Here is a 19,247-nt window from a genome sequence, read left to right as displayed (position 1 = left end):
GGAAACACGGACATGTCACTGATAGTTCAGAAATATGGTGGCAGCTCGGTCGGCGATATCGAGCGCATCGAGCATGTCGCCCGCAAGGCCATCGCCACCCGGGATGCAGGGCACAAGGTCGTGGTCGTGGTCTCGGCCATGAAGGGCGAGACCGACCGGCTCATGGAGCTGGCGCATGCGGCCTCGCAGTCCGAGTCCCCGCGCCCGCGGGAGCTCGATCTGCTGCTGTCCACCGGCGAGCAGGTAACGATCTCGCTGCTCACCATGGTACTGGAGCGCCTCGGTGCGCCGGCGCGCTGCTATACCGGGCCACAGGTACGCATCCTTACGGACAGCGCCTTCAGCAAGGCGCGCATCCAGGACATCGATGACGAGCGGATTCGTGAGGACCTCGACGAGGGCCGCATTGTGGTGGTCGCCGGTTTCCAGGGCGTCGACGAGAACGGCTCGGTTACCACCCTGGGCCGTGGCGGCTCCGATACCACGGCGGTCGCCCTGGCCGCGGCGCTCGAGGCCGACGAATGCCAGATCTACACCGACGTCGACGGTGTCTACACCACCGATCCGCGGGTCGTGCCCCAGGCGCGCCGACTCGATCGCATCACCTTCGAGGAGATGCTGGAGATGGCGAGCCTCGGCTCGAAGGTGCTGCAGATCCGCGCCGTCGAGTTCGCGGGTAAGTACAAGGTGCCCCTGCGTGTCCTCTCCACGTTCGAGGAGGGGCCGGGCACACTGATCATGTATGAGGAAGAAGGCATGGAAGAACCGCTTATCTCGGGGATCGCGTTCAACCGCGACGAGTCGAAGATCACGGTCATCGGCGTGCCGGATCATCCGGGTATCGCCGCGCAGCTGCTGGGCCCGATCTCGCGGGCGAACATCAACGTGGACATGATCGTGCAGAACATCAGCAACGAGGGGCTGACGGACTTCACGTTCACCGTTCACCGCAACGAGTACGAGAACGCCCTCAAGATCCTGCGCGAGCAGGCGGAACAGCTGAACGTGCGCGAGGTCTATGGAGATACGGGCATCGTCAAGCTCTCGATCGTGGGTGTGGGCATGCGCTCCCACGCGGCGGTGGCGAGCCGGATGTTCGACGCCCTGGCGGCGGAAGGGATCAACATCCAGATGATCTCCACCTCCGAGATCAAGGTCTCGGTCGTTATCGACGAGAAGTACCTCGAGCTCGGCGTGCGTGCGCTGCACCGGGCGTTCGAGCTGGATAACAAGGAGGGCGAGACGGTTCGCGTGGAAGGCGAGCCGCAGTAACGCCTCGACGAACGAGTCGTCCCGCCGTCCGGCATGGATCGCCGATGGACGGCGTGACGTTCGTGTTTTTCGGGTTCACTGTGTACAACGAGAGTATCGGCAGCTCGCGAAACCCTGCCGACCGCTATTGCGGGACATGACAGGGGGGCTAAGGGGGGCCGTTTCGGCAAGGAAGTGATCAAGGAATGTTGATTCTTACACGACGAGTCGGGGAAACGCTGATGATCGGCGACGATGTCACCGTGACGGTGCTCGGCGTCAAGGGCAATCAGGTGCGTATAGGCGTTAACGCGCCGCGGGATGTATCCGTGCATCGCGAGGAGATCTACGACCGCATCCAGCACGAGGATGAACCGGGCGCCCAGGACGAGAGTGCCGGCGAGAGGGACTGAACCGGGTTTACGCAGCGGGGCAATTTGCGTAAGCTTTGCCCCCGTTGCCGCCGACGCGGCATAGCCCCCGGAGAGATGGCCGAGTGGCTGAAGGCGCTCCCCTGCTAAGGGAGTATGGGCTAACGCCCATCGAGGGTTCGAATCCCTCTCTCTCCGCCAGATATGAAGCCCGGCAGGGTCTGCCACCCCTGCCGGGCTTTTTTCGTTTCCGCCCGCTGTCGCGTCCCGGGTGCCGCCGTGACTAACCCGTCCCGGATTAGTACCTTGGCGGGGCGGTCCGTGTGGCGGGCGCGGCCTTCGGCAGGGAAGGGGATAACGGTGAGAACAGGACTGCGCTGGTTTCGTGACGTCGTACTGCTCCTCGTGCTGGCACTCGCTGCCGCTACCGCCGCCGCTCAGACGGGCGCCGTCCCGGCCGGTGGTGGTGGGGCGTCCGCGGAGAACGGGGGCCGGCCGGACTACGCGGCGCTCGCGGATATGCTCGAGGACAAGCAGGCCCGCGAGCAGCTGATCGGCGAGCTGCGCCGTCTGGCCCGCAAACAGCAGGATGAGGGCGGCTCGCAGGGCGGGGAAGAGGGCGAGTCCGGTGCTATCGCGCCGGACAGCCCGGTCGCGCGTATACGTTCGCTGCCGCAGCGCGTCGCCTCGGTCACCGAGGCCGCGGTGCATGGCGTGATCGAGCGTGTCTCCAGCGCCGCCACCGCCGTTGCCGCCGCTGCGGCCGCACTCTGGCGGCCGGGTCGGGATTACGGCGAGCTGCTTCGCGGCGTGCTGCCCTTCGCGGGCCTGGTGGTGGCGACCTTCGTCATCTTCTCCGTGCTTCGCCGGCTCGCGGCCCCGCTGTACCGGCGCGTCGCCTCGTGGGCGGCGGCGGGCTACCGGCGTCACCCCGGCCGGGCACTGACCGGCGTGGTCGTGGGCGTGGTGGTCGACGCGTTGACCATCGTCGCAGCGGCGGTCGCCGCCTACGTCATTGCGTTGTCGCTGCCGGGTGGAGGCACCCGGCTTCCCCACTGGGCGGCGCTGTTCGTCAACGCCTTCATCGTGGTCGAAGGGCTGCGGGTGGTGGTGCGCGCGGTCCTCTCGCCGCGTTTCGACGGCCTGCGGCCGGTGCCGCTGGCCACGGAGCAGGCGCGCTACGTCTACGTGCGCGCGGGCCGGGTCATCGCCTGGCTCGGCTACGGTCTGCTGCTGGCCCTGCCGCTGGCGAACCGTCACGCCACGGTGGCGGAGACGGAGCGTACGGTGGGACTCGTCGTCATGGCGGTGGGTTACATGTACGTGCTGGTGCTCGTGTTCCGGCACCGGCGCTCGGTCGGCGGCGTGATTCAGCGCGCAGCGGCCCACGCGCGTACCGGCCCGGGACGGGCCCTGCTGGGCGGGCTGGCCCGGACCTGGCATCTGATCGCCGCCGTCTATGCCACGGTGCTGTTCGTGGGCGGTCAGGTCGATCCGGCGGGGACCCTGGCCTTCGTGGTGCGTGCCACGGGCATGAGCCTCGCGATGGCACTGGCGGGACTGCTGGCGGCGGACGGACTGGGCCGGCTCAAGCGCCGGCATATCCGACTGCCGGAGGACTGGCAGCGGCGCATGCCGATGCTGGAGCATCGCCTGAACGCCTACGTGCCCGCGATGGTGAGCGCTGCCCGCGGGGTGGTGACGTTCATCGTGGCCCTGGGGGTGCTGGATGCATGGTCGGTGATGGATATCGGCGCGTGGTTCGACTCGCCGTTCGGCCTCGCCGTGATCCAGGTGGCGGTCCGTGTGGCGATCACACTGCTTATCGCCGCGGCGGTATGGGTGGCCATCGCCAGCGTCATCGAGCATCGCATGAGTCCGGAGACCGGGACCGGCGAGCCCAGCGCGCGGGAGAAGACCCTGCTGGCACTGTTCAGCAACGCGGCGGTGATCGCCATCGTGGCGATGACGGTGATGATCACGCTCTCCCAGATCGGTATCAACATCGGTCCGTTGCTGGCCGGCGCCGGTGTGCTCGGTCTCGCCATCGGCTTCGGTGCCCAGAAGCTGGTCCAGGACATCATCACCGGTGTGTTCATCCAGCTCGAAAACGCCATGAACACCGGGGACGTGGTGACGATCTCGGGGGTGACGGGCACGGTCGAGAAGCTCACCGTGCGCTCGGTGGGGGTGCGCGACCTCGCCGGCACGTACCACCTGATCCCGTTCTCGTCGGTGGATAATGTCGCCAACTACATGCGCGGCTTCGCCTATCACATGGGCGAGTACGGCATCGCCTACCGCGAGGACATCGACGAGGCCATCGCCTCGCTGCGCTCGGCGTTCGAGGAGCTGCGCAGCGATGCCACGCTGGGCCCGGAGATCCTGGAGGACGTGGAGATCGACGGCGTCACCGCGCTCGCCGACAGCTCGGTGAATATCCGCGTACGCATTCGCACCACGCCGGGCAACCAGTGGGCGGTGGGACGCGCCTACAACCGCCTGGTCAAGCGCCACTTCGACCATGCCGGCATTGAGATCCCGTTCCCGCACATGACGATGTACTTCGGCCAGGACAAGGACGGCTCCGCGCCGCCGGCGAACGTGGTGCTCGGCGAGACCTCGACCGTCACGCGGCGGGACACCCGCCAGGACACACCGGCGGAGAACCGCCCCGAGGACCTCGGCACGAGCACCTCCGGGCCGGATGCGCCCGGGGACGGACGCTGACGCCGCGCCGACGATGGCTCAGCGGTGGCGCGCGGGGCCCTCGCGGAGGGCGTCGCGGGCCTCCCGGGCCTCCGGATCGTGGGGCAGGCGGCGGGGCCTGGCGAGCCACTCACGGCCGCGGAGCATGAGGTTGAAGTAGATGCCGGGCATCCATTTCTCCTTGAGCATCCACATGCTCCAGCGCGGCACCGTCGGATCCAGCGGGAATGTCGGCAGCAGCTTGCCGCCGTAGCCGAACTCCGCGAGGATCACCCGACCGCGAGCGACGGTCAGCGGGCAGGAACCGTAGCCGTCGTAGACGGCGCGGCAGCGCAGCCCGTCCAGGGTGGCGATGACGTTCTCCGCGACCACCGGTGCCTGCTTGCGCACCGCCGCGGCGGTCTTGGCGTTGGGCGCGCCACAGGCGTCGCCGAGGCCGAAGACGTTGCCGTAGCGCACGTGCTGCAGGGTCTCCGGATCGACGTCGATCCATCCGCCGGCATTGGCGAGCGGGCCCTCGCGCACCACGTCCGGCGCGGTCTGGGGCGGGCAGACGTGGAGCATGTCGAAGTCTTTGTCCACCAGCCGCTCGTTGCCACTGGCGTCCTGCACGCGGAAGCGCGCGGTCCGCGCCGGGCCGTCGACGGCGACGAGGTTGCTGTTGAACGCCAGATCGATGCCGTAGCGCTCGACGTAGCGCATCAGCGGCGGCACGAACGTCTCGACGCCGAAGAGCACGGCGCCGGCGCTGTTGAACTCGACGTCGATGGCGTCGAGCACCCCGCGGCGACGCCACTCATCGCACGCGAGATACATCGCCTTCTGCGGGGCCCCCGCGCACTTGATGGGCATCGGTGGCTGGGTGAACAGCGCCCGCCCGCCATGCAGGCCCTGTACGAGATCCCAGGTGTAGGAGGCCATCTCGTAGCGATAGTTGGAGGTTACACCGTTGCGGCCGAGGGTCTCCGACAGGCCCTCGATGGCGGCCCAATCCAGCCGGATCCCCGGAGCAGCGACCAGCGTCCGGTAACTCAGGCGCTCGCCGTCCTCCAGTACCACCCGGTTCTGCCCGGGCTCGAAGGCCGCGACCGCGGCCCGGATCCAGCGCGCGCCCGCGGGCATGAGGTCGGCCATGGGGCGTACCGTCTGCTCGCGCCTGAAGACACCGCCACCGACGAGCGTCCAGCCCGGCTGGTAGTAGTGCTGCTCGCGGGGCTCGATAACTGCGATATCCAGCGCCGGACGCCGGGCCAGCAGGCTGGCGGCGGTGGCAAGGCCGGCGGCACCGCCGCCGACGATGAGCACGTCGTACCGGCGGCCGTTGCCGGTGTCGGTGGCCTCGCCGGTGGTGTCGGCGGACCAGGCCGCTTCCAGTCGCGGGCGCAGGCCGGACAGGTCATAGCCCGCAGTGGCGCACGTGGCGAGCACCGCGTCCGGCGCGAGGTGGCGGGCCTCGTTCAGGGCCCAGAGGCTGGTGGAGCGTGAGCCGGTGCGGCAGAAGGCAACCACCGGGCCGCGGGCATTGGCGAGGATCGTCGCGAACGCGCGGACGTCGTCGTCCGTGATCTGACCGGAGACCACCGGGACGTAGTGATAGGCGATGCCGAGGCGCTCGGCGGCCGCCGCGAGCTCGGCACCGGCAGGCTGATCCCCGCTCTCGCCGTCGGGACGGTTGTTGATGACGGTCTGCACGCCCTCGGCGGCGAGCGCGCCGAGGTCGCTCGCCCGGAGCTGGGTGGTCACCGCGTAGAACGGCGACAGCGGTTTTCTCGTCTCCACGGTCTCTCTCCTCCCTGCCGTGGAACGCGCGGGCTCAGAGCGCGTTCAGCGGTATCTTGATATAGCGCACGCCGTTGGATTCCGCCGGCGGAAAGGCACCGGCGCGCATGTTGATCTGGACGGACGGCAGGATCAGCCGCGGCATGTCGAGGGTGGCGTCGCGTTCGGTGCGCATCTGCACGAACGTCTCCTCGTCCACGTCGTCATGGACGTGCACGTTGGTGGCGCGCTCCTCGGCCACGGTGGTCTCCCAGCGGTACTCATCCCGGCCCGGGGCCTTGTAGTCGTGGCACATGAACAGCCGCGTCTCGCCGGGCAGCGAGAGCACGCGGCGGATGGAGCGGTAGAGCTGGCGGGCGTCGCCGCCGGGGAAGTCCGCACGGGCGGTGCCGTAGTCGGGCATGAACAGGGTGTCGCCCACGAAGGCGGCGTCGCCGATGGCGTAGGTCATGCACGCGGGGGTGTGTCCCGGGGTGTGCAGGGCGCGGGCCTCGATTCCGCCGATGCGGAACGTCTCCTCGTCGGCGAAGAGGTGGTCGAACTGGCTGCCGTCGCGGGCGAACGCGGCCTCGACGTTGAAGAGGTCGCCGAAGACGTTCTGCACCGTCGTAATGTTGGCGCCGATGCCGATGGCACCGCCGAGCCGTTCCCGGAGGTAGGGGGCGGCGGTGAGGTGATCGGCGTGGACGTGGGTCTCCAGGATCCAGGTCGCGCGCAGGTCGTTCTCCTGGACGAACGCGACGATGCGATCGGCGCTGTCGTGGCTGGTGCGCCCGGAGTTGGGGGCGTAGTCGAGCACGGAGTCCACGATGGCGCATTCGCGGCTCGCCGGGTCGGCGACCACGTAGCTCACCGTGAACGTCTCCTCGTCGAAGAAGGCGGTGACGTCGGGCTGGCTCATCACGGGATACTCCTCTGTCCGGATGGTCCGATGCGGGACCCATAGGAGAGCTATAGGTCCGTCCGGGGGATAAGTCAATAAATGGTTATATATATATAATTAAATCAGATATAAGGCGGCCGATGTCCGTTCGGTGTCGGGCTCCGGGCGGCAGATCTCGTGGCGCAGAACGGCGATTCCCGTGCGGACGATGAGCCCGGCGACGACCGCGGTCACGAGCGCGAGCAGGGCACAGGCGAGCACGAGCACCCAGCTCCGGCTGTCGCTGGCATGGAGGCCGAACGCGGCGACCGTCATCGCCGCCAGCGGGAACGAATACGCCCACCACGAGATCGCGAAGCGCAGCCGCGTGAAGCGCCGCCACTGGGTGAGCAGGAGCAGCAGCAGGAACAGCCCGGTGTGGAAGAGCACGCGGGCAAAGGCATCCACGCCACCGGTGAGCTGCACGTAGGCCACGAAGCCCACCGCCGGCGGGGCGACGAGGATGAACAGCGTCGGCATCAGCGTCGCCGGCAGCGGCTGGTGGAAGATCATGCGGTAGACCACGATGGTCAGCAGCACCAGCCAGAACATCACGCCCACGCTGAAGAAGAACCACGACAGCTCCGCCAGTCCCAGGGGTACGCCGGCGATCGGCACCAGGATGTTGCCCACCGCGGGGATGAACCATGCCGGACTCACGTGGACGATCTCGAAGCGCTCCTGGTGGAGCCAGGCGCCGACGATGTAGAGGGTGAACGCGAGCTGCGCGGCCGCGCCCGCACCCCACAGCCACGGCGCCACGGCCGGGGCGTGGACCAGCGCCAGCGTGCCCAGCAGCACCAGGCTGATGGAGATCGTCGGGAAGAAGCTCAGCTTCACCGGGTGGTGCAGCTCGGCGAGGACATCGGCGCGCCGGCGCAGCAGTTTCGCCGCGTAGACGCCGAGCAGCACGATGAACACCGCCGCGACCGAGGTCGCGAGCACCGGCGCCACCGCCGCGGGCACACCGGTGACCCGGGCGGCGCGTTCCCAGGCGATGGCCAGGCCGGCGAGCCCCATGACGATGGCGAACATGCTCACCGGGAAATGACCGAGCCGATCCCCCGGTCCGGGGGCGAGTGCTTTCATGGCCTTACTCCCGCGGGCGCTGCCGCCGGGGCGCCGGCCGTGCGCGTGACCGTCGGGGGCGACCCCCGTACGGCCGCGGGGCACGCTCCGGCGCCGTGTCATGGTCTCAGGGCCGGAGCATGGCCCGCCGGTCCGCCGAACGGGTCCAGGCGTGGAGCGAGCCGTCGTAGAGCGCGGTGTCGTCCCGGCCGCCGATCTCACTGATCGCGAACCAGGCCATGGACGAGACGTGGCCGGAGTTGCAGTAGGCGATCACCGGCTGATCCTCGCCCACGTCCATCGCCGCGAGGATCCGGCGCACCGCCTCGCCGTCGCGCCAGTAGTGGATGCCGTCGCGGCTGACGGAAAACAGGTCGAACGGTACCGGACGGGCACCGGGCAGATGGCCGAGGCCGTCGACGTAGTCCTTGCCGGCGAGGCCGGTGTACTGCGTCAGCGGACGATTGTCCACCAGGGTGGCGCCGCCGTTCTCCAGGACGTCGGCCACGTCCGCGGTGGAGACCCGGATGCCGGGACGGGCCAGACGGGCCGCGAAGTCGCCGTCTCCCGGCAGGCCGGCCGGGGAGTCGGCGGTCCCGCCGCCGGCGGCGGCCCAGGCCGCGGCACCGCCGTCCAGCACCGCGACGTCGTCGTGACCGTAGTAGCGCAGGGCCCAGTACAGCCGTGCGGCGACGGTCATGTCCCCGGCGACCCGGGTGCCGGCGGGGGCGATCACGACGGTCCCGCCGGCGTCGACGCCGGCGTCGCGCATCAGTGCGGTGAAGGTGCCGGCGTCGGGGACGAGGTAGTCCACCGGGCCGTCGTCGGTCTCGCGCTCCACGGCGATGTCGCCGTAGGGCACGAACACGGCGCCGGCGATGTGGCCGACCCCGTCGAAGAGCGCCGGGTCCTTGGCGGTCTCGATCACGGTCACCTCTTCGCGGTGCGCCCCCAGCCAGTCGGCGGAGACCAGCGGAGCGGTGGCCGCGAGCAGGGCCGTCGGCAGCAGCATCAGCGCAGCCGCGGCGGCGTTGCGCAGCGTGCGCAGCAGTCGGACGTCGTTCATGGTGTCACCTCCAGGGGCGCGTTCGCCGGTTCAGAACGTGAACAGCCGGGTGGCCGGGTCGGCCATCACTGCACCGATATCCGACGGCGTGGCAGCGCCGACGCCGGGGCGCAGGTCCCGGTCGGAGAGGCCCTCCGTGGGCAGGTAGATGGCGCAGACGTCCACCCGCACACCGGCGTCGACGAGCCCGCCGAGCATCTGCCGGGGCGCCATGTCCGGTGGCTGGACGGTTTCGCCGCCCTCGTCGGAGGCGGACACCGCCATGCCGCCGGCGGCGTCGCACAGCAGGATCCGGGCGTCGCCGCCGTCGCGGACCCACTGGCGGGTGAGGATCAGCGCCATGGCCTGCGTCTGGGGGCTGTCCGCGGTGATGACGGTGAGCAGCCGCCGTTCCGCCGCGTCGGCGACGCCGGCGGTGACGAGCAGGGCGATGAAGACGAGCAGGGGCTTGAGGGGTGCGCGCATGGGGACCTCCCGTTTACCGGTTGCCGTGCCCCGGGGCGATTCCCCGGGGCCTGGCGGAGAGTCTCCGGCGCGCGGCGTGCCGCGGTCAGTGACTATGTCACAGTACCGCGGCGCTCCCGCCGGGAGCGCTCATGTCGCGGCCCTGGCGGACGGCCTCGTCGAGGGTGGGTGTGAAGACCAGGCGGTCCGGCACCGGCCGGATCCGGGCGCGGGCCAGGGTGCGCAGCGGCTGGAACTGCAGGTCGGCGACGATCACACGGGTACCGGCCTCCGACATGCGCTCGACGAAACGCTCGAGCGCGCTGACCCCGCCGGCGTCGAGCACCGGCACGCCGTCCATGTAGACGATCACCCCGTCCCGCCCCGCCGCCTCCGCCTCCAGCTCGGCGAACACCCGTTCCGCGGCGGCGAAGAACAGCGCGCCGGTGACCTTGAACACCGCCCAGCCGGCCGGGACGGCATGTGAGCGTAAGCGCGACGACGACGTGATGTCGGTGACGCGGGTCATGGTCGCGACGTCGCGCATGAACAGCAGCGCGGCGAGGACCACGCCGACACCGATGGCGATGACCATGTCGAAGACCACCGTCAGCCCGAGGCAGGTGGCGAGCACCGCGATGTCCCCGCCGGGGGCGCGGCGGACGAGCCGCACCACCTTGTGTGCCTCGCTCATCTGCCAGGCGACCATCATCAGCAGCGCCGCCATGGAGGCCATGGGCAGATAGGCCAGCCACGGCGCCAGGACCACCAGGGCAGCTAGGACCACCAGCGCATGGATCACGCTGGCGACGGGACTCTCCGCCCCGGCGCGGTAATTGGCGCTGGAGCGCGCGATCGCCGCGGTCGCGGTGATGCCCCCGAACAGCGGCGCCACCAGGTTGCCCAGGCCCTGGCCGAGCAGCTCGCCGTTGGCGCTGTGCCGCCGGCCGGTCATGCCGTCGAGGACCACCGCGCAGAGCAGTGACTCGATGGCGCCCAGCGCGGCGATGGAGAACGCCGCGGGCAGGAGCGCGCGCACGCGCTCCAGCGTCCACGCGACGGGCTCGCCGCCGGGGCCCGGCTGGTTCCAGGGCCAGGTGAACTCCGGCAGCACCGCGGGGATGCCCATGCCGAGGGTGCCGTCGGCATGGGTGAAGGTGAAGCGCGAGCCGATGGTCTCCACCGGATCGCCGCCGGCAGCGAACAGCGCGGCGACGGCGACGCCGGCGAGCACCGCGGGCAGGTGTCCGGGCACCGGCAGGCGCAGCCGCGGCCAGATCACGAGCACCGCGAGGGTCACCGCGCTCACGGTGGTGGTTGCCGGGTCCAGCCCCGGTAGTGCCGCGGCGAGGTGGGTGAGCTTCTCCGGGTAGAACTCCGGCAGCGCGCCGGTCTCCAGGCCGAAGAAGTCCGGGATCTGCAGCGTGGCGATCACCACGGCGATGCCCGCGGTGAAGCCCAGCGTGACCGGGGGCGGGATGTACTCGATCAGCCGGCCCAGCCGCGCCAGCCCCATGGCGACGAGGATCACCGCCGCCATCAGCGAGGCGGTGAGCAGGCCGGCCAGCCCGTACGTCTGCGAGATCGGGTAGAGGATAACTACGAAGGCGGCGGTGGGGCCGGAGACGCTGTAGCGCGAACCGCCGGTGAGGGCGATGACGACGCCCGCGACGATCGCAGTGTAGAGCCCGTGCTGCGGCGGTACGCCGCTGGCGATGGCGAGCGCCATGGACAGCGGGATGGCGATGATGCCCACGCTCACGCCGGCGAGGGCGTCGGCGCGCAGGCGGGTCAGGGTGTAGCGCTCGCGCAGGCAGGCCTGTCGGAACGCGCTCGCAATGGAGACGCGGGTCAGATGGGCGCGGTGGGGCATCGGGTGGTGGTCCGGGATGTTAAACGTATTTCTATTTTATGTGCTTATATATAACAATCAATGTTAATATGGTTAACATAATAGATCTGGAGATGGACCGTGGAGAACCGTACGGCGCGGCTGACGCTGCTGATCGATCCGAAGAAGAAGGCCGTTTTCGAGCGGCTGTGTGCGGAAGCGGACGTGACCCCCTCGCAGATGGTGCGTCAGTTCATCCGTGACTACATCGAGACGCGCCTGGGGCCGGACTGGCGCGAGCAGGTACTGGGAGAGGAGAGCGGAGCGGGGCATTCACCGGGGCATGGCAAGCGCTGACACCGCGGCCCGGTCCGGGGCGGTGGTGGGCGAATGCCACGGCACGACGCAGGGCACCACCGCGGCTGGCGCCGTCGTCCCGTGCTTTGGGTGGGACGGTGAGTCGTGATTCAGGGCACCAGCAGCCGGCGAACCGGTGCCGGCAGGGTCTCCGGATCGAGCGCGTCGAGGGTGTTCTTGGCGGCGAGCCCCAGCTCGGTATCGCCCTCGACGATCAGCTCGCGCTGGAAGAACGCGGTATCCGGGTCCAGTTGCCCGCGCACGAGGGCGACGAACACCGACAACGGTCCGTGGATGGTCGTCTCCGCCGGGGTTTGCGGCGGCAGGACCAGCAGCCGGCCGGCAATCAGCGTCATCGGCCAGATCACGCCGGCGTCGTCGGCGGCGACGGCGAGCACCCGGGCCTCCATGAAGTCGAAACGCGCGTCCGCGATCGCCTCCGCCAGGGCATGATTGAGCGCGTCCTCGATGATCGCGCGCTGCAGGCTGGTCGGCACCGTCCGGGTGAGTATCCGCGCGGCGTTGGGCAGGAGGGCGTGCAACCGCATGCGTGACTCCGCTGTGGGGTAGCGACAAAGCGCTTCAACATAGCACCGTGTGGCCACGACGGGTTTGCGCTGGCTCAAAGGCATGGCGGCGGCGATACGCTAGCGTGTGGCGATTGCCAACCCGCCGATCATTGAGGAGCCACGATGGAGCTCGTCTGCCCCGCCGGAAGCCTCCCCGCGCTGCGCAACGCCGTGGCGGCCGGTGCGGACGCCGTGTATACCGGCTTTCGCGACGCCACCAACGCCCGGCACTTCGCGGGCCTGAACTTCACCCAGAACGACCTGGAGCGCGGCATCGCCGAGGCCCACGCCCGCGGCTGCCGCGTGTTCCTCGCCGTGAACACCTATCCGCAGCCGGGCAGCTGGTCCGCGTGGGAGGCGGCCGTGGATCGTGCCGCGGAGCTCGGCGTCGATGCGCTCATCGCAGCCGACGTCGGGGTGCTCGACTATGCCAGCCGGCGCCACCCGGCGCTGCCGCTGCATCTGTCGGTGCAGGCGTCGGCGACCAACGCGGAGGCGTTGGCCTTCTACCACCGCCACTTCAATATCCGCCGCGCGGTGCTGCCGCGGGTACTGTCCGTGCGCCAGGTCGCCCAGGTGGCCGCGGAGTCGCCGGTGCCCGTGGAGGTCTTCGGCTTCGGCAGCCTGTGCATCATGGTCGAGGGGCGCTGCCTGCTCTCCAGCTACGCCACCGGGCGTTCGCCCAACACCTACGGCGCCTGCTCGCCGGCCTCCCACGTGCGCTGGCAGGTCACCGGCGACGGCCTGGAGGCGCGGGTCAACGGGGTGCTGGTGGACCGTTACGGCAGCGGCGAGCGCGCCGGTTACCCAACCATCTGCAAGGGGCGTTTCCAGCTCGACGGCGCGGCACCGTGGCACGTGCTGGAGGAGCCGACCAGCCTGAGCACGGTGGACATCCTCCCGGAGCTCGCGGAGGCTGGTGTCGCCGCGATCAAGGTCGAGGGCCGCCAGCGCAGCCCGGCCTATGTCCGCCAGGTCACCGAGGTCCTGCGCGAGGCCATCGATGCCTGCATGGCCGGGCGGACCGGTGCGCCCCGGAAGGAATGGCAGGAGCGCCTGCGCAGTGTCTCCGAGGGCGCGCAGGTCACCCTGGGCGCCTATCACCGGCAGTGGGGGTGAGCACGATGAACGCAACCGGCACACCGCGCCTGTCCCTGGCTCCGATCCCGTATTTCTGGAGCCGTGAGGCGGTGATGGCCTTCTACGAGGCCGCCCGCGACTGGCCCGTGGACGTGGTCTATCTCGGCGAGACCGTCTGCCCGAAGCGCCGCCGCCTGCGCAGCACCGACTACTTCGCCATCGGCGAGTCCCTCGCGGCTGCCGGCAAGGAGGTGGTGATCTCCACGCTCACGCTCATCGAGGCGGGCTCGGAGCTGGGCGGCCTGCGCAGCCTCTGCCGGGACAGCCCGTTCACGGTCGAGGCCAACGACATGGCCGCAGTGGGCGTACTCGAGCGCGAGAGCCGTGGATTCGTGGCGGGCCCCACCCTGAACCTCTACAACGCCGCGGCGCTCGAGCGCATGCGCGCCGCCGGCGCCAGGCGCTGGGTGCTGCCCGTGGAGCTCGGCGCGCAGACCGCCGGGGCGCTGACCTCGGCGGTGCCGGCGCTGGAGTCGGAGATCCTGGCGTGGGGACGGCTGCCCCTGGCGTGGTCAGCGCGCTGTTTCACCGCGCGGGCCGAGAACCGCTCCCGGGACGACTGCGGCTTCGCCTGTGGCGATGACCCGGACGGGCGGGTGGTGCGAACCCAGGATGGCCAGCCGTTCCTCACCCTTAACGGCATCCAGACCCAGTCGGCGATGACGCAGAACCTCGCCGCCGACTATCCGGCGCTGTGCAACGCCGGCGCCGGCGTGCTTCGGCTGGTCCCCCAGAGTCACGACATGGAACAGGTGGTCGCGGGCTTCGATGCGCTGCGCAACGGCGCCGCGCCGGAGAAAGTGGCCGAGGAGCTCGCGCCACTTACCGGCGTCGGCGGTTGCAACGGCTACTGGCATGGCGCCGCCGGACTGGTGGAAGGGGCGGCTGAATCCTGACCGGGGGTGCTGCTGCGCGCCCACCGTTGTGTGATATTCTCCACACATGCGTGTTGCACCGCGGTGCCGGCGGTGCCCGAAACGCCTCGTCGAATCATGCAGGCTATTGGGTGAAGGGATCATGCGACAGGGACAGCAGCACTCCGCCACAGGGGACAGCGGCAACGCCATTACCTGTCGGCGTTGCGGTTTGTACCGGATCTGTTTTGCGCGCCGGCTCGAGGGCGGCGAGCGTCACGAACGCCAGGGGGTCGTCCGGCGCGGTCATGAGCCGTTGCGGGCCGGCCAGCCCGTGGACGGTGCGCGCCTGAAGGGGCTCTCGGTGCTCCGCTCAGGGGCGCTCAAGCGCTGCCGCTACAGCCGCAACGGCGAGGAGATCATCGCCGGCTTCTACTTCCCCGGCGAGACGCTGGGCCTGGAATGGTCCCCGGCCGGCCAGGAGGAGGAGCGCTACGTGGCGCTGGAGCAGGCCCACGTCTGCCATATCCCCTGGCAGCGGATCGAGGGCCTCATGGAGGAGGACGGCGACGTCCGCGAGGCGGTCAACCAGATGCTCCGCGAGGAGATCACCGTCGAGCGTGAGCGGCTGCTGCGCGCGTGCCGCGGCTCCGCCCGCCAGCGCGTGGCCGCGTTCCTGCTGGATCTCGCCGAGCGCCGGCAGCGGCGTTCGTTATCCGCGGATCGGATCCGTCTGGGCATGGGCCGTCGCGAGATCGCCGCCTATCTCGACCTCACGATCGAGACGGTGAGCCGCACGCTCTCGCAGTTCAAGCGCGCGGGCATGATCCAGCTCGAGGGGCGGCGGCTGCAGCTGATGAACGGCGAGGCACTGGCCGCGGCGGCGGACGGTGTCGAGGGCGAGCGCCTCTGCGGCTGAGCGGCGTTCGGGGCGATTGTCTGAGCCCCGGAATGCTGGTAGTCTCTCGCCGCCGTCATGACGATGGCGGCGTCACAATGGTGGTGGCGTCGGTCCCCCCGCGACGACAGACTGCGAACCCCGTCAGGCCCGGAAGGGAGCAGCGGTAGCAGTGGACTCGGGCGCCGGGGTGCGGCTGGCGTCGCCGCCACCCAATCCCTCCGGCGGGTTTCCCCGCATCGGCGCGTGAACCCCGCCGTCGGGCGGTGCTAGAATCGCCGTCTCGACAGCTTCGGCGAATCCCATGGCCTACCAGGTTCTCGCACGCAAATGGCGTCCGCGCACCTTCGCGGAGTTGGTCGGGCAGACCCCCGTGCGGCGGGCGCTCGCCAACGCCATCGCGAACGATCGTCTCCATCACGCGTACCTGTTTACCGGCACTCGCGGCGTGGGCAAGACCACGATCGCGCGCATCTTCGCCAAGTGCCTGAACTGCGAGCGCGAGGGCGTTACCACCGAGCCCTGCGGCGAGTGCGAGGCCTGCCGGGAGATCGACGAGGGCCGCTTCGTCGACCTGATCGAGGTGGATGCCGCCTCGCGCACCGGCGTCGACGATACCCGGGAGCTGCTGGACAACGTCCAGTACACCCCCACGCGCGGGCGCTACAAGATCTACCTCGTCGACGAGGTCCACATGTTCTCGCGGCACAGCTTCAATGCGCTGCTCAAGACGCTGGAGGAGCCGCCGCCCCACGTGAAGTTCCTGCTGGCCACCACGGACCCGCAGAAGCTGCCCGTGACCATTCTCTCCCGGTGCCTGCAGTTCAATCTCAAGCACCTGCCGGCCTCGCTCATCGCCGAGCACCTGAACGACATCCTCGAGCGCGAGGGCATCGGCGCGGAGTCCGGTGCGGTGATGCGCCTGGCCCGCGCCGCCGACGGCAGCATGCGCGACGGCCTGAGCCTGCTGGACCAGGCGCTGGGGTATGGCGGCGGCCAGGTCACGGACGACGACGTCCGTGCCATGCTCGGCAGTCTGGACAGCGAGTTCGTGCTGTCGCTGCTGGAGGCGGTGGCGGACGAGGATGCCGGCGCAGTGATGGGGGTCATCGCCGAGATGGCCGAACGCGCCCCGGATTTCGCGGAGGGCATTAACGAGGTCCTCGCCGCGCTGCACCGGCTGAGCGTCATCCAGCTCGCCCCGGACGCCCTGGGCAGTGAGGCGCCGGAGGACGAGCGCCTGCACCGCCTCGCCGAGCGGCTGAGCCCGGAGGACGTGCAGCTCTTCTACCAGATCGCGCTCCATGGCCGCCGTGACCTGCCCTGGGCGCCGGAGGCGCGCACGGGCTTCGAGATGGCCATGCTGCGCATGCTCGCCTTCCGCCCGGCGGACGTGCCGGCCGGCGAGGCGGGGCAGGGCGGTGGCCGGCCCGCGTCGCCGCCGGCGGCTAAGCCCCGGAACGATCCCCACCGGGCAACGGATCCGGCGGCGGCGCCGCGCGCCGTTGCCACGGGCAGGACCGGCCCACCGGCGGCCGCGGAGGCACCGTCAGGGCGCCCCCGGTCCGCCGGGGCGCCGACGAGCGTACCGGCCGGCGAGCGCGCGGGGCCGGCCGCGGCCGCGTCGCCCGGGAGTGCGACAGTCGCGGAACCCCACGCCAGCTCTGTGGAACCACCGGCCCCGGCCGCGAAGGCTACGGCTACCGAGCCCGCGCCGGAAGCGGCGTCAGCGCCGGGACCGGCGGCGGGCTACGGCGACGACGTCGACTGGAGCACCGTGGTCGCGGGGCTCCGTGTCGGCGGCATGGTACGTGCACTCGCCCAGCACTGCCGCTGGGGCGGACGAGAGGGCGATTGCATCCGGCTGTATATTGAAGAGGGTCACCAGCACCTCAACAATGAGTCCATGCGCACCCGCCTGGCGCGGGTGCTGGGCGAGTACTTCGGCGAGAGCCTGCGCCTGGAGATCCGCGAGGGCAGCGCCGAGGGCGAGACGCCGGCGGAGGGCGCGCAGCGCGCACGCCAGGCCCGCGAGGTCGCCGCGCGGGAGAGCATCGAAACGGACCCCAACGTAACCGCGATCCGGGAGGCGTTCGACGGCGAGGTCGTCACCGAGAGCGTTCGCCCCCTGGACCGAGAACAGGAGTAACGGCAATGAAGGGTGGCATCGGGAACCTGATGAAGCAGGCCCAGCAGATGCAGGAGAAGCTCCAGAAAGCCCAGGAGGAGCTTCAGCACATGGAGATCACCGGCGAGGCCGGCGGCGGCATGGTCCAGGTGGTCATGACCGGGCGCCACGAGGTTCGCCGGGTGAGTATCGACGAGAGCGTCTACGACGATCGCGAGATGGTCGAGGACCTGGTCGCGGCGGCCTTCAACGATGCCGCCCAGAAGCTCGAGCGGGTGAGCAAGGAGAAGATGGAAGGCTTCACCGAGGGCATGGGCCTGCCCCCGGGGATGAACCTCCCGTTCTGAGCCGATGAGCTTCTCGCCCCTCGTCTCGGAGCTCATGGACGCGCTGCGCGAGCTGCCCGGGGTAGGTCCCCGTTCGGCGCAGCGCATGGCGCTGCACCTGCTCCAGCGTGACCGTGATGCCGCCCGCCGGATCGCGGCCGCCGTCACCGCGGCGGCGGACCGCGTGGGCGAGTGCGAGCACTGCCGCATTCTCACCGAGGAGCGGGTGTGCGCCCTGTGCGCGAGCACCCGCCGCGACCACGGCGTGCTCTGTATCGTCGAGAACCCGGCGGATGTCTATGCGCTGGAGGAGGCCACCGACTACGGCGGCCTGTACTTCGTGCTCAAGGGCCAGCTCTCGCCGCTGGACGGCATCGGCCCCGAGGAGCTGGGCCTGGACGTGCTCGAAGGCCGCTTCGCCGACGGCGGCGTGCGCGAGATCATCCTCGCGACCAATCCCACCGTCGAGGGCGAGGCCACCGCCCACTACCTCGCGGAGATGGCCCACGGTCACGGCGTGAACGTCAGCCGCATCGCCCACGGTGTGCCGCTGGGCGGCGAGCTGGAGTACGTTGACGCGGGTACGCTCTCCCACGCCTTCGCGGGACGGCGACGCTACGACTGACCGCCGGCCTCAGCCGTCCCCGGCCTCCGCGAGCAGCACTGCCAGGGTTTCGAGCCGTTCCGGTGCGATCTCGCCGCGCTCCCGCGCGGCGGCCACCGCACAGCCGGGCTCGCCGGCATGACGGCAGTCGTTGAAGCGGCAGCGCCCGGCATGCCGTGCCACCTCCGGAAACGCGGTGAGCACCGTCGCCGCGGGCACGTGGTCCAGACGCAGGGTGCGCACCCCCGGGGAATCGATGATCGCGCCGCCGTCCGGCAGCGGAAAGAGGGTGGTCGCGGTGGTGGTGTGGCGGCCCTGTCCGCTCGCCGCGGAGAGCGCCCCGATGCGCAGCGCGAGCTCTGGGAGCAGGGCGTTGATGAGCGAGGACTTGCCCACCCCCGAGTGCCCTACGAGTATCGCGGTGTGGCCGGCTAGGGCGGTGCGCAATGCCTCCAGCCCCTCGCCGGAGCGCGCGCTGACGTACAGCGGTGTCAGCCCGAGCTCATCACGGTAGAAGGCGAGCGTCGCCTCGACCCGGCCGCGCGCCGCGTCGTCCAGGGCGTCGGCCTTGTTCACCACCAGCAGGGGCGCGACGTCCGCATGGGCGGCGAGCACGAGATAGCGGTCGAGGAGCAGGCGCTCGAGGCCGGGGGGATCGGCGAGCACGATCACGAGGCGGTCGACATTGGCCACGAGCGGCCGCGGACGGCCGCGGAAATCGCCGCGTTCGATAACGCTCTCCCGGGGCACGACCGCCTCGATCACGCCACCGCCGTCGGTGTGCGCGACGCGCACGCGGTCGCCGCACACGGGGCGGGCGTTGGTGCGGCGGCGCATCAGGCAGGCGAGCAGCTCACCGTCGCCGGTCTCGACGATGACCTCCCGGCCGTAGCTCACGACCACGCGCGCTGTTGTGTTTCCGCTCATCGC

Annotated in this window: 18 protein-coding genes, 1 tRNA gene and 1 other RNA gene; 12 read left to right on the top strand and 8 right to left on the bottom strand. The window is 70.2% G+C overall.

The features are described from left to right. The first annotated feature begins 12 nt into the window (after positions 1-12). From C516_RS0113770 to C516_RS0113755, 4 genes are all read left to right on the top strand, one after another. Positions 13-1,272 carry an aspartate kinase gene (locus C516_RS0113770; protein ID WP_018718992.1) on the top strand — a complete coding sequence of 420 codons (1,260 nt, stop codon included), beginning with the start codon at positions 13-15 and terminating at the stop codon, positions 1,270-1,272. 185 nt (positions 1,273-1,457) lie between these two features. Beyond that, positions 1,458-1,664: a carbon storage regulator CsrA gene (gene csrA, locus C516_RS0113765; protein ID WP_026321190.1), complete on the top strand. Its 207-nt coding sequence runs from the start codon at positions 1,458-1,460 to the stop codon at positions 1,662-1,664. Between the two features lie 69 nt (positions 1,665-1,733). Continuing rightward, positions 1,734-1,823: transfer RNA gene (locus C516_RS0113760), tRNA-Ser, on the top strand. Positions 1,824-1,982: 159 nt separating this feature from the next. Beyond that, positions 1,983-4,352, top strand: a complete 2,370-nt coding sequence (locus C516_RS0113755) for a mechanosensitive ion channel domain-containing protein (protein WP_026321189.1) — start codon at positions 1,983-1,985, stop codon at positions 4,350-4,352. 18 nt (positions 4,353-4,370) lie between these two features. Here the strand turns inward: C516_RS0113755 and C516_RS0113750 are convergent, their stop codons facing one another. The 6 genes from C516_RS0113750 to dauA all read right to left on the bottom strand — a co-directional run bounded on the left by C516_RS0113750 (position 4,371) and on the right by dauA (position 11,483). Beyond that, positions 4,371-6,110 carry a TIGR01244 family sulfur transferase gene (locus tag C516_RS0113750; RefSeq protein WP_018718989.1) on the bottom strand — a complete coding sequence of 580 codons (1,740 nt, stop codon included), beginning with the start codon at positions 6,108-6,110 and terminating at the stop codon, positions 4,371-4,373. 34 nt (positions 6,111-6,144) lie between these two features. Continuing rightward, positions 6,145-7,011 (bottom strand): MBL fold metallo-hydrolase, encoded by an 867-nt coding sequence (locus C516_RS0113745; protein WP_018718988.1) that lies wholly within the window; start codon positions 7,009-7,011, stop codon positions 6,145-6,147. A gap of 99 nt (positions 7,012-7,110) precedes the next feature. After that, on the bottom strand, positions 7,111-8,121 hold the full coding sequence (locus tag C516_RS0113740; protein WP_018718987.1) for an SLAC1 anion channel family protein: 1,011 nt from the start codon (positions 8,119-8,121) through the stop codon (positions 7,111-7,113). 106 nt (positions 8,122-8,227) lie between these two features. After that, positions 8,228-9,166, bottom strand: a complete 939-nt coding sequence (locus tag C516_RS0113735; protein WP_018718986.1) for a sulfurtransferase — start codon at positions 9,164-9,166, stop codon at positions 8,228-8,230. Positions 9,167-9,196: 30 nt separating this feature from the next. After that, on the bottom strand, positions 9,197-9,631 hold the full coding sequence (locus C516_RS0113730; protein ID WP_018718985.1) for a hypothetical protein: 435 nt from the start codon (positions 9,629-9,631) through the stop codon (positions 9,197-9,199). Positions 9,632-9,728: 97 nt separating this feature from the next. Further along, on the bottom strand, positions 9,729-11,483 hold the full coding sequence (gene dauA / locus C516_RS0113725) for a C4-dicarboxylic acid transporter DauA (RefSeq protein WP_018718984.1): 1,755 nt from the start codon (positions 11,481-11,483) through the stop codon (positions 9,729-9,731). Positions 11,484-11,582: 99 nt separating this feature from the next. On the opposite strand from dauA, the gene C516_RS0113720 reads away from it, so the two are divergent. Further along, on the top strand, positions 11,583-11,798 hold the full coding sequence (locus C516_RS0113720; RefSeq protein WP_018718983.1) for a hypothetical protein: 216 nt from the start codon (positions 11,583-11,585) through the stop codon (positions 11,796-11,798). A gap of 110 nt (positions 11,799-11,908) precedes the next feature. Here the strand turns inward: C516_RS0113720 and ubiT are convergent, their stop codons facing one another. After that, positions 11,909-12,346: a ubiquinone anaerobic biosynthesis accessory factor UbiT gene (ubiT, locus tag C516_RS0113715; protein WP_018718982.1), complete on the bottom strand. Its 438-nt coding sequence runs from the start codon at positions 12,344-12,346 to the stop codon at positions 11,909-11,911. Between the two features lie 144 nt (positions 12,347-12,490). On the opposite strand from ubiT, the gene ubiU reads away from it, so the two are divergent. From ubiU to recR, 7 genes are all read left to right on the top strand, one after another. Beyond that, the gene (ubiU, locus tag C516_RS0113710; protein WP_018718981.1) at positions 12,491-13,486 is read left to right on the top strand and encodes a ubiquinone anaerobic biosynthesis protein UbiU; all 996 of its coding nucleotides are present in this window, start codon (positions 12,491-12,493) and stop codon (positions 13,484-13,486) included. Positions 13,487-13,491: 5 nt separating this feature from the next. Beyond that, entirely contained in the window at positions 13,492-14,403 is a 912-nt protein-coding gene (locus tag C516_RS0113705; RefSeq protein ID WP_018718980.1) for a U32 family peptidase, read from the top strand. A gap of 121 nt (positions 14,404-14,524) precedes the next feature. Then, positions 14,525-15,280, top strand: a complete 756-nt coding sequence (locus C516_RS19595) for a helix-turn-helix domain-containing protein (RefSeq protein WP_156831246.1) — start codon at positions 14,525-14,527, stop codon at positions 15,278-15,280. 87 nt (positions 15,281-15,367) lie between these two features. After that, positions 15,368-15,464: signal recognition particle sRNA small type (gene ffs, locus C516_RS20885), an RNA gene on the top strand. A gap of 99 nt (positions 15,465-15,563) precedes the next feature. Next, a complete protein-coding gene (gene dnaX, locus C516_RS0113695; RefSeq protein ID WP_018718978.1) occupies positions 15,564-17,408 on the top strand; it encodes a DNA polymerase III subunit gamma/tau in 1,845 nt (614 codons plus the stop codon). A gap of 5 nt (positions 17,409-17,413) precedes the next feature. Beyond that, a complete protein-coding gene (locus C516_RS0113690; protein WP_018718977.1) occupies positions 17,414-17,734 on the top strand; it encodes a YbaB/EbfC family nucleoid-associated protein in 321 nt (106 codons plus the stop codon). 4 nt (positions 17,735-17,738) lie between these two features. Further along, the gene (gene recR / locus C516_RS0113685; protein WP_018718976.1) at positions 17,739-18,338 is read left to right on the top strand and encodes a recombination mediator RecR; all 600 of its coding nucleotides are present in this window, start codon (positions 17,739-17,741) and stop codon (positions 18,336-18,338) included. Between the two features lie 9 nt (positions 18,339-18,347). Here the strand turns inward: recR and rsgA are convergent, their stop codons facing one another. Next, positions 18,348-19,244 (bottom strand): ribosome small subunit-dependent GTPase A, encoded by an 897-nt coding sequence (rsgA, locus tag C516_RS19590; protein WP_084594214.1) that lies wholly within the window; start codon positions 19,242-19,244, stop codon positions 18,348-18,350. Positions 19,245-19,247 lie beyond the last annotated feature (3 nt).

Source organism: Arhodomonas aquaeolei DSM 8974, assembly GCF_000374645.1.
Classification (GTDB): domain Bacteria; phylum Pseudomonadota; class Gammaproteobacteria; order Nitrococcales; family Nitrococcaceae; genus Arhodomonas; species Arhodomonas aquaeolei.
The sequence above is the reverse complement of the archived record's forward strand: the minus strand, read 5'-3'. Positions and strand labels throughout refer to the sequence as shown.

Excerpts from the sequence above, each read along its gene's own strand:
- C516_RS0113770 (WP_018718992.1), top strand. The coding sequence starts at position 13 with ATGTCACTGATAGTTCAGAAATATGGTGGCAGCTCGGTCGGCGATATC.
- csrA (WP_026321190.1), top strand. The coding sequence starts at position 1,458 with ATGTTGATTCTTACACGACGAGTCGGGGAAACGCTGATGATCGGCGAC.
- C516_RS0113745 (WP_018718988.1), bottom strand. The coding sequence starts at position 7,011 with ATGAGCCAGCCCGACGTCACCGCCTTCTTCGACGAGGAGACGTTCACG.
- C516_RS0113740 (WP_018718987.1), bottom strand. The coding sequence starts at position 8,121 with ATGAAAGCACTCGCCCCCGGACCGGGGGATCGGCTCGGTCATTTCCCG.
- C516_RS0113735 (WP_018718986.1), bottom strand. The coding sequence starts at position 9,166 with ATGAACGACGTCCGACTGCTGCGCACGCTGCGCAACGCCGCCGCGGCT.
- C516_RS0113730 (WP_018718985.1), bottom strand. The coding sequence starts at position 9,631 with ATGCGCGCACCCCTCAAGCCCCTGCTCGTCTTCATCGCCCTGCTCGTC.
- dauA (WP_018718984.1), bottom strand. The coding sequence starts at position 11,483 with ATGCCCCACCGCGCCCATCTGACCCGCGTCTCCATTGCGAGCGCGTTC.
- ubiT (WP_018718982.1), bottom strand. The coding sequence starts at position 12,346 with ATGCGGTTGCACGCCCTCCTGCCCAACGCCGCGCGGATACTCACCCGG.
- ubiU (WP_018718981.1), top strand. The coding sequence starts at position 12,491 with ATGGAGCTCGTCTGCCCCGCCGGAAGCCTCCCCGCGCTGCGCAACGCC.
- C516_RS0113705 (WP_018718980.1), top strand. The coding sequence starts at position 13,492 with ATGAACGCAACCGGCACACCGCGCCTGTCCCTGGCTCCGATCCCGTAT.
- C516_RS19595 (WP_156831246.1), top strand. The coding sequence starts at position 14,525 with ATGCGACAGGGACAGCAGCACTCCGCCACAGGGGACAGCGGCAACGCC.
- dnaX (WP_018718978.1), top strand. The coding sequence starts at position 15,564 with ATGGCCTACCAGGTTCTCGCACGCAAATGGCGTCCGCGCACCTTCGCG.
- C516_RS0113690 (WP_018718977.1), top strand. The coding sequence starts at position 17,414 with ATGAAGGGTGGCATCGGGAACCTGATGAAGCAGGCCCAGCAGATGCAG.
- recR (WP_018718976.1), top strand. The coding sequence starts at position 17,739 with ATGAGCTTCTCGCCCCTCGTCTCGGAGCTCATGGACGCGCTGCGCGAG.
- rsgA (WP_084594214.1), bottom strand. The coding sequence starts at position 19,244 with ATGAGCGGAAACACAACAGCGCGCGTGGTCGTGAGCTACGGCCGGGAG.